This window comes from Bradyrhizobium sp. LA6.8 (genome assembly GCF_040547935.1).
Lineage (GTDB): Bacteria > Pseudomonadota > Alphaproteobacteria > Rhizobiales > Xanthobacteraceae > Bradyrhizobium > Bradyrhizobium barranii.
Window position 1 is genome coordinate 1 of record NZ_JBEPQQ010000005.1, and the last position, 12,292, is coordinate 12,292.

General features: G+C 63.8%; 13 protein-coding genes, 1 tRNA gene and 1 pseudogene. 8 read left to right on the forward strand and 7 right to left on the reverse strand.

What is annotated here, in order from left to right; all coding sequences use genetic code 11:
* Window positions 1-122: 122 nt before the first annotated feature.
* The 4 genes from ABIA90_RS23765 to ABIA90_RS23780 form a co-directional block, all read right to left on the reverse strand.
* Complete coding sequence (locus tag ABIA90_RS23765) at window positions 123-704, reverse strand: NUDIX hydrolase (RefSeq protein WP_166086634.1); 582 nt, start codon at window positions 702-704, stop codon at window positions 123-125.
* A 13-nt stretch (window positions 705-717) separates the two neighbouring features.
* The gene (locus ABIA90_RS23770) at window positions 718-1,158 is read right to left on the reverse strand and encodes a GNAT family acetyltransferase (RefSeq protein WP_354119936.1); all 441 of its coding nucleotides are present in this window, start codon (window positions 1,156-1,158) and stop codon (window positions 718-720) included.
* The gene (locus tag ABIA90_RS23775) at window positions 1,155-2,582 is read right to left on the reverse strand and encodes an FAD-binding oxidoreductase (protein WP_354119935.1); all 1,428 of its coding nucleotides are present in this window, start codon (window positions 2,580-2,582) and stop codon (window positions 1,155-1,157) included. The genes ABIA90_RS23770 and ABIA90_RS23775 overlap by 4 nt, the downstream gene beginning before the upstream one ends.
* Window positions 2,583-2,660: 78 nt before the next feature.
* Complete coding sequence (locus tag ABIA90_RS23780) at window positions 2,661-3,650, reverse strand: L-threonylcarbamoyladenylate synthase (RefSeq protein ID WP_354119934.1); 990 nt, start codon at window positions 3,648-3,650, stop codon at window positions 2,661-2,663.
* A 68-nt stretch (window positions 3,651-3,718) separates the two neighbouring features.
* Here ABIA90_RS23780 and ABIA90_RS23785 point away from each other — a divergent pair.
* Window positions 3,719-3,795, forward strand: a tRNA-Pro gene (locus tag ABIA90_RS23785).
* Window positions 3,796-3,980: 185 nt separating this feature from the next.
* Here ABIA90_RS23785 and ABIA90_RS23790 read toward each other — a convergent pair.
* Window positions 3,981-4,307 carry a hypothetical protein gene (locus ABIA90_RS23790; protein WP_354119933.1) on the reverse strand — a complete coding sequence of 109 codons (327 nt, stop codon included), beginning with the start codon at window positions 4,305-4,307 and terminating at the stop codon, window positions 3,981-3,983.
* 122 nt (window positions 4,308-4,429) lie between these two features.
* On the opposite strand from ABIA90_RS23790, the gene ABIA90_RS23795 reads away from it, so the two are divergent.
* Complete coding sequence (locus tag ABIA90_RS23795) at window positions 4,430-4,645, forward strand: hypothetical protein (RefSeq protein WP_354119932.1); 216 nt, start codon at window positions 4,430-4,432, stop codon at window positions 4,643-4,645.
* Between the two features lie 300 nt (window positions 4,646-4,945).
* Here ABIA90_RS23795 and ABIA90_RS23800 read toward each other — a convergent pair whose 3' ends face one another.
* Both ABIA90_RS23800 and ABIA90_RS23805 read right to left on the reverse strand, forming a co-directional pair.
* Window positions 4,946-5,125: a hypothetical protein gene (locus tag ABIA90_RS23800; RefSeq protein ID WP_371496182.1), complete on the reverse strand. Its 180-nt coding sequence runs from the start codon at window positions 5,123-5,125 to the stop codon at window positions 4,946-4,948.
* A gap of 464 nt (window positions 5,126-5,589) precedes the next feature.
* Complete coding sequence (locus tag ABIA90_RS23805) at window positions 5,590-6,024, reverse strand: YybH family protein (protein WP_354119931.1); 435 nt, start codon at window positions 6,022-6,024, stop codon at window positions 5,590-5,592.
* Between the two features lie 984 nt (window positions 6,025-7,008).
* Here ABIA90_RS23805 and ABIA90_RS23810 point away from each other — a divergent pair.
* The 6 genes and pseudogenes from ABIA90_RS23810 to ABIA90_RS23835 all read left to right on the forward strand — a co-directional run bounded on the left by ABIA90_RS23810 (window position 7,009) and on the right by ABIA90_RS23835 (window position 12,221).
* Window positions 7,009-7,338, forward strand: a complete 330-nt coding sequence (locus ABIA90_RS23810) for a hypothetical protein (protein ID WP_354119930.1) — start codon at window positions 7,009-7,011, stop codon at window positions 7,336-7,338.
* Window positions 7,339-8,145: 807 nt separating this feature from the next.
* Window positions 8,146-8,350 (forward strand): annotated as a pseudogene (locus ABIA90_RS23815) (SOS response-associated peptidase); the annotation flags it as partial.
* Window positions 8,351-9,455: 1,105 nt separating this feature from the next.
* Window positions 9,456-10,076 (forward strand): TetR/AcrR family transcriptional regulator, encoded by a 621-nt coding sequence (locus tag ABIA90_RS23820; protein ID WP_502916654.1) that lies wholly within the window; start codon window positions 9,456-9,458, stop codon window positions 10,074-10,076.
* 51 nt (window positions 10,077-10,127) lie between these two features.
* Window positions 10,128-11,321, forward strand: a complete 1,194-nt coding sequence (locus ABIA90_RS23825) for an MFS transporter (protein WP_354119929.1) — start codon at window positions 10,128-10,130, stop codon at window positions 11,319-11,321.
* A gap of 140 nt (window positions 11,322-11,461) precedes the next feature.
* Window positions 11,462-11,881: a DUF4118 domain-containing protein gene (locus ABIA90_RS23830; protein ID WP_354119928.1), complete on the forward strand. Its 420-nt coding sequence runs from the start codon at window positions 11,462-11,464 to the stop codon at window positions 11,879-11,881.
* 139 nt (window positions 11,882-12,020) lie between these two features.
* Entirely contained in the window at window positions 12,021-12,221 is a 201-nt protein-coding gene (locus ABIA90_RS23835; protein WP_014497279.1) for a hypothetical protein, read from the forward strand.
* The last annotated feature ends 71 nt before the right edge of the window (window positions 12,222-12,292 follow it).

Genomic DNA, 12,292 nt, shown 5'->3' on the forward strand with positions numbered 1-12,292 from the left:
AGGGCGACAACTACAGATCTTGGCAGGCAATTGCCGCGACCAGGGCATTCGCTCATGACGTCTTCAGCCTCAAGAGCCCATAACGCAACAGGCCCACAGGGGGAGAAGGAAGAAAGCGTAACTCACCTGAAAATATGCAGCGCCGCGTATTGCAGCAGCATGATCGCCTTGGCGTCGATGATGCGGCCGTCCGCGATCATCGCCAAGGCCTCGTCGATCGAGAGCTCCAGCACCTCGATGTCCTCGCCTTCGTGCTCGAGGCCGCCGCCGTCGCTGACCCGCATCTCCGGCTCGTATTCGGCGACGAAGAAATGCAGCTTCTCGGTGATGGCGCCGGGGCTCATGAAGGCCTCGAACACCTTGTGGACGTGGTGCAGGCGATAGCCGGTCTCTTCCTCGGCCTCGGCGCGGATGCGCACCTCGGGGGAGGCGTCGTCGAGCACGCCGGCGGCCGCTTCGATCAGGAGATCGTCGTAGCCGCGGATAAAGGCCGGCAAACGGAACTGGCGCACCAGGATCACCGTACGCCGTGCGCGATTATACGGCAGCACGGCGGCGGCGTTGTCGCGCTCATAGGTTTCCCGGTGCTGCGTCTGCCACTCGCCATTGGCGCGCCGGTACTCGAACGTCGTGGTCTTCAGCGTGGTCCAGCCGTCCGAGAGCACGCGGACGTCCTTGATGCGGACGCGGTCGGAAATGGTCATTGCTGTTTTCCGGCTACGTTGTGGAAGCGCGGCCGTCGAGCCACTTCTGGAACATCACCGAGGTGGATTCCTCGAAACCCAGCGACTGATAGAACGCATTGGCTTGCGCGTTCTCGCGGCGGACCAGCAGTTGCAGCTTCAAAACGCCGGACTGGCGCAGCCAGTCCTCGGCCGCGGCCATGATGACGCGACCATAGCCGCGTTTGCGCCCATCGGGATCGACCGCGACGTAATAGACCCAGCCGCGATGGCCGTCATGGCCGACCATGGCGGTGGCGACGATCGTGCCGCCATCGCGGCCGATCAGCACGGTGGAATTGTCGCGCCGCCGCGCCAGCGCGATGTCGGCATGCGGATCGTTCCAGGGCCGCGTCAGGCCGCAGCGCTGCCACAGCGCGACGACGGGCTCGACATCGGCGTCGGTGATCGCATCGATCGTAAGGGAGACGCTCACAGCACCTTCCCCGGATTCATGATGCCGAGCGGATCGAGCATCGCCTTGATCGCCCGCATCAGCTCGATCGCGGTCTTGTCCTTCACCTCCGGCAGTTCGTCGCGCTTGAGCACGCCGATGCCGTGCTCGGCCGAGATCGAGCCGCCCATGCGCAGCACGATCTCGAACACGACCGCGTTCATCTCGTGCCAGCGCGCCAGGTAATCCGCGGTGTTGGCACCGATGGGCTCACTGACATTGTAGTGCAGATTGCCGTCGCCGAGATGGCCGAACGGCACTGGCCGCGCGCCGGGGATCAGTTTCACCACGGCGGCATTGGCCTCGTCGATGAAGGCGGGCACGGCGGCGACCGGCACGGAGATGTCATGCTTGATCGAGCCGCCCTCCGGCTTCTGCGCCGACGACATCTCCTCGCGCAGCTTCCAGAAGCCGTTGCGCTGGGTGAGGTTGGCCGCGATCACGGCGTCGTCGACGATCTCGTCTTCCATGGCGCGCGTCAGGATCGTCTCCAGCGGCGTGCGGGCATCGTCGCCGGGCGAGGACAATTCCATCAGCACGTACCAGGGATGTTTTGCTTCGAGCGGATCGCGCACGTCGATGCCGTGGCGGACCGAGAAGTCGACCGCCATCTCCGACAGCAGCTCGAAGCTCGTCAGCGCGTTCGCAGCTTCGCCCTGCGCGATGGTCAGCAGCTTCAGCGCCGCGGCCGGGGATTTCAGCCCGACGAAGGCGGTCTCGACCGCCCGCGGCTTCGGAAACAGCTTGAGCGTGGCCGCGGTGATGATGCCGAGCGTGCCTTCCGCGCCGATGAAGAGGTTGTGCAGATTGTAGCCGGTGTTGTCCTTCTTCAGCTTCGACAGCACGTTGAGCACGCGACCGTCGGCGAGCACCACCTCGAGCCCCAGCGCCATCTCGCGCGCGACGCCATAGGCGAGCGCGGCGGTGCCGCCGGCATTGGTCGAGAGATTGCCGCCGATGGTGCAGCTGCCTTCCGCGCCGAGCGAGAGCGGAAACAGCCGGTCCACGTCAGCCGCCTTCTGCTGCGCGACCTGGAGCACGACGCCGGCCTCGCAGGTCATGGTGTTGGAGGCGGTGTCGACCTCGCGGATCTTGTCGAGCCGGCGCAGCGACACCACCACTTCGCCGTTGTGCGGCGTCTGGCCGCCGACGAGCCCGGTGTTGCCGCCCTGCGGCACCAGCGCGATTCTGTGCGCCGAGGCGAGCTTGCAGATCGCCGAGACTTCCGCGGTCGAGCCCGGGCGCAGCACCAGCGGCGAGCGGCCGTGAAACAGGTTGCGCTCCTCGGTGACGTAAGCCTCGATGTCGGCCGCGTCGGTGATCGCGTGGCGGTCGCCGACGATCTTGCGGAATTGTTCGATCAACTCGGGCGCAAGCGGAGGGGTGGCTGGCTTATTGACGTTCATGCTCTTGTCTCTTCTTCGCTCTTATCTCTTGCGCATGATCTTATCGGAAAACCGCTGCACACTTTTCCGGATCATGCGCTATCGGGCGACCGCGGCCCGGCGCAGCCGGTCGTTGATGGCCTCGCCAAGTCCTTCTTCCGGCACCGCCATCACCGCGATCGCTCGCGGGCTCTTCGCATCGAGGGCGCGAAGATAGCCGAACAGATTGGTGGCGGCTTCATCGAGATCAGCCGCGGGCGACAAATTCATGACAGCGGCGGCGGCCTCCAGGCCCGGCAGGCGATCGGGGCCGAACGCGAGCAGCGCTTCGCCCGCGGCCACGTCGCGCGCATTGAGCCGCACGCTGGCGCGCGGGGCGTAATGCGAGGCCAGCATGCCCGGCGCCAGCGGCTGGCTGTCGTCGCTCTCGGCCTCTACAGGTGGCCGCGCCAGCGGCGCGCCGAGCACGGCCTCGATCCGCTCGCGCGACAGCCCGCCGGGGCGCAGCAGCATCGGGGCGTCGAAACAGCCGACGATGGTCGATTCGACGCCGACCGTAACAGGCCCGCCGTCCACGATCAGGTCGATCCGCCCGGCAAGGTCGCTCTCGACATGGGCGGCCAGCGTCGGCGAGACATGGCCGGAGATGTTGGCGGACGGCGCCACCACGGCCCCACCGAAGGCGTGCAGGATCGCCTCCGCCACCGGATGGGCGGGAATCCGGATCGCGACCGTGTCGAGCCCGGCGGTGGCCAGCTCAGCCACCGGACAGTCGTCCGTTTTCGGCACCACCAGCGTCAGCGGCCCCGGCCAGAACGCCTCCGCAAGCCTCAACGCACGCGCGTCGAACCGCCCGATCCGGCGCGCGGCCGAGAGGTCGGCGACATGGGCGATCAGCGGATTGAAGGCCGGCCGCCCCTTGGCGGCGTAAAGATGGGCGATCGCGGTGGCATTGGCTGCGTCCGCCCCGAGCCCGTAGACCGTCTCGGTCGGAAACGCGACCAGCCCGCCGGCGGCCAAAATCCGGGCGGCAGCTTCCGCGCCGGCCTGGCCGGCCGGTAAAATCAGCGTTTCAAGACCCGTTTTCACAGGGACAAAATTCCTCATGCCGGCCGCTTGCGGTGCGTCAAACCCGACGCTATAAGCCGCCTTCTTGTCGGAGTGTGGCTCAGCCCGGTAGAGCACTGCGTTCGGGACGCAGGGGTCGCAGGTTCGAATCCTGCCACTCCGACCATTCTTCCAAAAGTCGACGTTTTCCAGAGGCTTGGCGGACCGGCCGCCAGCGCCTCGGGAGCGCCTTTTTGCAACGATTTTCGGGGCGGGTCCACGGCCGATTTGGCCGGGCAGGGGCATCTGCCGCGGCGGCATGGCTCTACATTCGCCGGCCGATGGTCCGATGCTGGACAGTAGGTCAGTAGACTACCGCCGCGCCACCAGCACGCCCACCAGGAACGCCACCATCAGTGCCGGCAGTGGCGCCTCGCGCACCATGCCGCGAATGATGTCCGGCCAGTGCTGCTCCGGGACGAGGCTTGGAGACCTGACTTCAGCCATCGGTGTCATGCCCCAGTCCGAGGCAAGTTCGGCGATCTCGCTCGAGGCCAAACGCACGTCGTCGCGGACACGGAAGATGGCGGCGTCGGATCGCTCGCGCGGCGCCAGCGCCATCAGCGTCGCGACAGCAGTGCGCAACGTCATCTCACCAAAACCTTGCAGCCTCACCGACTCCTCGGGATCGGATGTCATGCAAAATCCCTCACAGCGCGAAGTGGTGCGCGATGGTGAATGCCGCCGTCGCGCACAGGACCAGCGTGGACACCGCGCCGGCCGCCCCGCGCGCGAGATGGGCTCGCGTCAGGTGCCTGGTCATGATTCTGCTCCATGCTCAGCATGGCAATGGCGTCGAGGAAGGTTGGTTCCTTGCGCGTCGCTCGAATCGCCCGAAGCTCTACTTCCGCAAGAGCTCGCTCAAGGCCGCCGTCGCCTCGGCGCAGCGGATGTCGTCGATCTCGCGCGACAGGCTCAGCGCGCTGGATCTCAGTTCTTCGAGCCTCCAGCTCGCCGGATGCTGGCTTTCGAGCTGACCGAGACGCTTGTTCAGGTCATCCAGTCTCGATTGGAGCTGCCCGATGCTGGCGGCCCCATTCACTTTCCAAACGCGCTGTGCACGCATCGTAGTTCCCCTGCTAGTCTCACGGCGTTGTGAGCGGGGTTCGTGGCTGGAATGGGAGTTTCTTTTGTCCGGCTTCAGACGGTGGGGAACCGTTGCAAAAGGGCAACGCGGGTTCCTGCGCGTTGACCGGCGCGGACAGGGCTATCGCCCATCGCCCGCGCCCTTCTGTAGATGCCGTCGCGGTGCCTGGTCGGGCCCGGCACGATCCGCGTCAGGCGGCGCTCGGCCACTCGGTTGATCGCTTTTCGATGCGGCTTTCCAGGATCGCGATGCTCACCTGGAGATTGTCGCGCCGGGCTCTCAGGTTCTGCGCGAGCATCGGGTAGGCGAGATTGTTTGGATCGGAGATTCCGGCCCTCCGCTCTTCCTCCTGAATGTCGGCGTCGAGCATTTGCGTGCGCCAACGCAGATCGGAGATCAGGACGTGGAGCTGTGTCGGGATGGTCGCTTCGAAACGGGACGTCGATTGCATGGGATCGCCTCACTATGAAACAGACCCACTGCGGGTCTGAGGGATTGGCGGGCGAGCAGCAAGGAGAGTGCCAGCGCGTCCGCTGAGGGCGAAGGCCTGCCGGGCGGCCGAAGCGGTGACACTCTCCCCTTCGTCATTCCGGGGCGATGTGCAGCATTGAGCCCGGAATCCATCGGGCCGCAGTTGCGCGGCGACATGGGATCTCAGATGCGCAATTGCGCATCATAGCTCGCCGCTTCGCCGCGCTCCGGAATGACGGTGGCATGCCCGGGTGTTTCGCTTTGCTGTCAACCCAATCGCGCCAAATATTCCACTTTACCGAAATTCGGAAATGGCGTATGTGTAGCCCATCCCGGCTCATTCGGCTCGTAATGTTTGGCTGGCTATTCCCGAACGAAAATGTGGGACTTAACCTTCCATTCGCCGTTGGACTGGTGTTCGTAAAGCTTAACGGTGCTTCCGGACAGCTTGGTTGTTTCCTCGCCTTTGACCAAGGAAGCTTTGAAGCGGGAGGTCACGTATGCGTAGTCCCCCATTGGCAAAACCTCAACAAGTTCAAGCTTGTGATTTCTGACGCTCGTTCCCCTTTTGGCAAAGAAGTCGCGTATCGCAGTCGCACCCGAAACGGGCGGTGCGCCGGGCGGGATTAGACTGGCATCGGTGGCATACATTGGCAGCAAGGCATCGAAATTTGGATCGTTGATCGCTGCATCCCATTGCGCATTGAGTTTCGTCATGTCCTCAGTGAGCGGGTCCGCCCGCGCATGGCCGATAGTGACGAACAACAGCACCAGCAGCAGCGATAAGCTTTTGCTCATGACTTTGCCCTCTTTGATCTGATCGTGTCCGCCAGTCGGGCGCGCCTATGCGACGCGCACGCTGGTGATCTATGAATGGCTGGTTCTGAAGATCGCGCCTGCCAATGGCACCAAGGCTGCAATTTGAAGAGAAGCGGAGAGTTCGGCGTTTCTCCGTTTTGTGGGCAGCAGCTTCCGGCAAGCAAAGAGCGTGACGGTGCGGGGAGGCTACACGGTTCTCAGAATAATGCCTACGGTTGTTTTGGGTCAGAAAGCCAGCGAATGTCGGCCCCGAACGCGGCATCGTCGATGGCTCGCACCGTGTCGTGGTGATGACGTGATGTCCGCGATGGCTGGCGGCGACCGTCGAAGGATGGGCGGTCCCTCCGCTATCGGTCGTCAGGGTCCTTCAGAGGGCAAAAAGAAACGCGGGGACCGCGCGACCGCATCTATTGAGAATATCTGGTGCGAGAAAACACGTGGTTGCAGTTGCAGGGGACGCCGGAACGTTCGCTATGCGCCGATAGCGAGCAGCCAGCGCTTTGCAGCGAAATGACGCGATGGGCCCAAAGGTGACACTGAAGAAAAGCCGCCAAGCGAGGCGGACTTAGACCGGCGTCTCCCGGCGGACTGGCGGTAAGAGTGCCAACGCAATGTAGGGGAGTGGATAAAACAATCCGCCCCAGATGAACCAGGCGGCCCTAGAGCGTCCCCTCTGTTCGGCATAGTTCGCAGTATAGTGCCCGCACGCAGAGATGAGGCTGAGATAAAGGATTGCAGCAACAATTAACGGAAACATGGGCCGGCTCCGATCACTGCTACGAATAAACATAAGGGATTTGGGTCACGGGGCAATACACGCCCTCGTCAACGAATGAGTTCAAGACCGCATGGCAAGGTCCGGTTAGGCGCAATCGCGCCCAAGGTCGACCAGCAGCAAATCTGGATATGGTCCGCTCTGCCGCCGGAAGCGAAAGTGAGCTATCCCGCCGCGATGCAGCAGGAATGACGCTGATGACCGAAACCGTCGCGCCCGTCGCCAAGCCTGTTCCTCGACCGCGATCCAGAAGCGTCGAGACCGTCAGCGCGTCGGCGCTGGCGCAGCACCTCGATTGCAGCCGGACCTACATCGGCAAGCTCGAAGCCGAAGGCGTAATCCAGCGGCAAGGTGACGGCTTCCCGCTCGATCAGAGCCGCGTCGCTTATCTGCGATACCTGCGGCGCGAGCGGCGGCAATCGTCGCGCAGTGAAGCCGATGCTGCGCACGGCGCGGCAATGACAGCGTGTTTGCGAGAACGCTGCAATCTCCTCATGCTGTTGCCGAAAGGCAACTGATTTATTGTTTCTTCGTTGAACTGTTCCATTTTGCGTTTACGCCGCAACAAACAGTTTTAGATTTGCGGTCTCCGGGCTGGGGCGTGTTTTACGACAGCGAATTTTCGAACCCGGAGGCTTTTCGAAATGATTTTGGAATTCCTCGCAATTTTTTCTCTCGTTCAGTTCGCCAACATAATTTCGCGACTGATCGGTCAGCGGAATGACGTACTCTCCTACGTTTCAAGATCAGGTCCTCACCGGTAAGTGTGGCTAAAGCGGCATTGCTGGCACCGTTTTGATGGCATCTATCCTGCACGGTGCGCGACGTAGCGATCTTGCGACCCGGCGCGCCATCGAGCGTGTGTGTTCGAGGTGCGCACAGAGATTGCCAAGGTCTAACAGGAGATGGCCGACAAGTGAGGTGAGCCGCCACTGGATGACGACACATGATGACCGCCGCTCAAGTCGCGACACAGGTCCTACGTCGCCTCCGTTGTGCCGGCGTGCCGGCACGCCATCCACCGCAATCTGTAGCGGCGTGCTTGTCCATCGTAGGCCGGGTGGAGTTGTTTGCTATTTCTGCTCCCCGCGATACTCTGACAATCGGCTGGGGGCCTTAGAATGTTCGATGTGTATCTTAACACCAGGCGAGATCTGTTGGTTGTGCGAAATGGTTTGCCAATTCCGCTTTCCGACGCGTCAGGCAGATGGCATAAGAAGAAAAAAGTAGCGAGCGTCAGTGAGAACATTAAGCTCGCCGTTCAGCGACAAGGCTACTACCTCCGCAAGCTAACGGACTTTAAAAAGCGTTAGCCCGCGAAACGCATGTGCAACCTCTACAGCATCGCGACGAACCAAGCTGCGTCGCCGCACTGTTTCGCGTCGCCAACCGATACGTCGGCAACCTCGCACCGATGCCCGGCGTGTTTCCCGACTATCCTGCGCCGGTCGTCCGCAACACAGACGCAGGATGGTGTTGATGCGGTGGGGCATGCCGCCGCCACTTCGCACAGGCGTGCTGCCAGTCACGCCCCGCTGACCCCGGCCGTCGGGCAAAACACCGGGTCATTCCGATCTGCGCCGGTGTCAAGTTGCGCTTGCAAGAATATTCCACTTTACCGAAATTCGGAATTGGCGTATGTGTCACCCATCCCGGCTCACCAAGAGGGGCGATCTTGTGTCGTCATTGTCGAGAGCTGGGCTTGCGGTGGACGCGGCAGCGTCGGGCGCGAGAGGTCAAGGGCAGGGCGGATTGCTCTCCGTGAGCCCAAAACTTCGTGCTGGATGGGCGGCGCTGTCAGGTTCGTCTCGTCTGTAAGTTTCCGGCTCCGTCGACAGGGCTGGAAAAACTGCGACGAAATGGCGGGCCGTGCGTACGGCAAAACCGTGTGGTCCTGGCCGTCGTTGCTACGGTCAAGTGCTTTGCGAATGCGGCAGTCGCGTCAACCGGCGCGGTGTCGGTGACTTTCGCTAGCGTGAGGGAGACCAGAAGGAATTCGGCTCCCGGGAGAGCACGGCATAAGCCGTCCAACCACTGCGCAGGGAAGGCCGAGTGATTGGCACCACCTGTATGCTGCTGTGCGGTTTCCTTGCGCTACCTTTCGCGCAGCGGACCGCGGGTGCGAGGTCAGCACCCGGCCTTCCCTGCGCCCTCTTGGCTTCGAGGGTGGAGAGATCAAGCAAAGCTCGGGCGAAATGCGCTGCGAGGATGCGAAGGTGTGTCTGCAACACGCGCTGTCATCGCCCGGCTTGACCGGGCGATCCAGCATTCCAGAGACGGGTGTGATTGAGCCGAGAGGCCGCGGCGTACTGGATTCCCCGCTTGCCGCCTACGCTAAAGCTTCGGCGGCCCTGGACCTCAGCCCCGGCGAAGCCTTGGCGTAGCCGGGTCGCGGGGAATGACGGTGGTACTTGGAGGACGACGCCGATGCCCCCTTGCTCCGTCATTGCGAGCGCAGCGAAGCAATCCAGAGCCTTTCCGCGGAGGGATTCTGGATTGCTTCCGCCTTCGCTGAAGCTTCGGCGGACAAGTCGCTACGCTCGCAATGACGATGGGGAGAGAGCGTGCCCTCCATCCACCCCCATTCACAGCCACGTGCCTTGATTCGGGAACAATCATTCCCTATTATCCCGCAATGCAAAAAGCCGCGCGCCGTCCCCAGCCTGCTGCCCGTCCACCCGGCCGTCCCCGGGAATTCGACATGGACACTGCGCTCGACCGCGCCGTACGCGTATTTTGCGAGCGGGGCTATCATGCCACCTCGATCGGCGACCTGACCGCCGCGATGCGGCTTGCCACCGGCAGCGTCTACAAGGCGTTTCGCGACAAGCAGGCCGTGTTCCTGGCCGCTTTCGAGCGCTATGCCGCGGTGCGCCGGGAGCAGACCCGCAGCGCGGCCGCGCGCGGCGCCAACGGTCGCGAGCGACTGCGCCATATGTTGCTGTCCTATGTCGAGCACTCCCAGGGGATCGAGGGCCGTCGCGGCTGCATCGTGGTCGGCGGCGCGGTCGAGCTCGCCGCGCTCGATCCGGACGTCCGCGCCCGCGTCAACGCCCAGCTCGAGACCAACGAGACCTTCATCGCCGGCCTCATTCGCGAGGGCCAGGCCGATGGCTCGATTCCCGCCCATGTTGCGACCGACGACACCGCGCGGCTGATGATCTGCATCACGCAGGGAATGCGCGTCGTCGGCAAGGCGCGCCTGCCGCTCGACGGCGAGCGCCTGGTCGGCGTCGCGATGAAACTGCTCGCCTGAATTTGTGTCCTATTAGGGAATGATCATTCCCGATATCTGGAGTCTGTTGGAATGACGATGAATGCCACGATCGAGACCGCACCCGGGCCGGATGAGGTGTCGCAACGACTGACCTTCGTGCTTGCCGCGGCCTGTGGCATGGTCGCCGCCAACATCTACTACGCCCAGCCGCTGATCGCCCCGATCAGCGCCGCGCTCGGCCTCTCGCATGCGGCGGCCGGGCTGATCGTCACCATGACGCAGATCGGCTACGGCGTGGGGCTTCTCTTCATCGTGCCGCTCGGCGACCTCATCGAGAACCGCGCGCTGATCTGCTCCGTCATCACGCTCGGCGCGGCTTCGCTGCTGGCCGCCGCGTTCACCACCCACGCGCTGCCGTTCCTGATCGCCGCGCTGTTCATCGGCCTCGGCTCGGTCGCCGTGCAGATCATCATTCCCTATGCGGCACACCTTGCACCGGAAGCCATTCGCGGCCGCGTCGTCGGCAATGTCTCGACCGGATTGATGCTGGGCATCATGCTGGCGCGACCGGTGTCGAGCTTCATCACGGCAGCGCTGTCATGGCACGCGGTGTTCTTCATCTCCGCCGCGCTGATGATCGTGCTCGCGGCGGTGCTGTGGACGACGCTGCCGAAGCGCAAGCCGGTCGCGCGCATGCATTACGGCACGCTGCTGCTGTCGATGCCGCACCTGGCCCGGACCACGCCGCTGCTCCGGCGCCGCGCGCTCTATCAGGCGAGCCTGTTCGGTGCCTTCACCCTGTTCTGGACGGTGGCGCCACTCCAGCTCGCCAGCGAATTCGGCTTCTCCCAGCGCGGCATCGCGCTGTTCGCGCTGGCCGGCGTCGCCGGCGTGTTCGCCGCGCCAATCGCGGGACGGCTCGCCGATCGCGGCCATAGCCGCATCGCGACGCTGGTCGCCATGCTGCTCGCGGCCGCCGGCTTCCTGGTGACCTATATCGGTGCGGCCGGCTCGACGCTGAATCTCGCCTGCTTGGTCGTGGCCGCGATCGCCATCGATATCGGTGTCCAGGGGAACGTCGTGCTGGGCTTCCGCGCCATCTTCGCGCTCGGGCATGAGCACCGCAGCCGTCTCAACGGCCTCTATATGGCGACGTTCTTCGCCGCCGGAGCTGCCGGCTCTGCGGTCGGCGCCTGGGCTTTCGCGCAAGGCGGCTGGACGTTGGCGTCGGCCATTGGCCTTGCTCTGCCCGTCGCGGGCCTGCTCTATGCGGCGACAGAGTAGCGGTACGATCGTGCCCGCGGCCGTTTACCAAGCCCTGGATACGCAGCCCAGCACCGTGCGATTTCCGTCTCGCGGTTTCCCTGCGGCTGTAGTACTTTGGTCGCAAGCGAGCCCGGTTAACGGGCGGCAGGGGGAGGCTGATGAGGCGTGCGGGACTGGTTGGCGTACCGCGAGTACGGCCATGGTCGTGGCAGGCGTTTCTGCTCGGATTTGTCGTCGTCGCCATGTCGGCAGCGCTTCAAGGCGTCTGCGTCGCACTCGGCGCAAAGCTCTATTTCGCGGCGTTCCTGCCCAGCCTGTTCGTGCTTGGAATCGTCGCGGGCGCGCCGGCGGCGGTGTTCGCCGCGCTGCTCACCGTTCCGCTGGTGTGGTGGGCGTTCATCCCGCCATTCTTCCAGTTCATGCCGCTCTCCAGCGCGGGCGCGGATTCCATCAACCTGTTCTGCCTGCTCGCGGTGCTCTTGATCGGCCTTGCCGATCTCTGCCGCGAGACGATGGCAATGATCAGCCGCGGCGGGCTGAAGCCCTCGGGCGAGAGCACGGCAACGAATTCGCAATAAATCCGCCTCATGCGGAAGCGGCGCGTTGCGCCAGCGCAACAGTCCGGCAACCATCCGCGAGCTTGGTGCGCGCCGCTAACTTTTCGAAAAAGATTTGGACGCAATTTCTCCCCCGGGAATGACGAGGGAGTTTTTGAACATGAACGGTCACGCCATCTTTGAGAACGTGCGCCGCTATCGCGGCATCGCATCGCTCTATCGCCAGACCGCTGCATTCCGCCCGGGCCAGAGCTGGTCGCTTCTGGAGCAGGCGAGCGAGTGGGAAGCGCGGGCGCTGTCGGAGCTGGAAGCCTATTTCGCCGCGCGCGCGGATTACGCCGCCGTCCAGCGCGCTGCCTGATCGTTAACCATCAGAGGTATTCGGATCGATGACGAACGGCGCGAACGACACGCGATGGGACGCAGACGTTC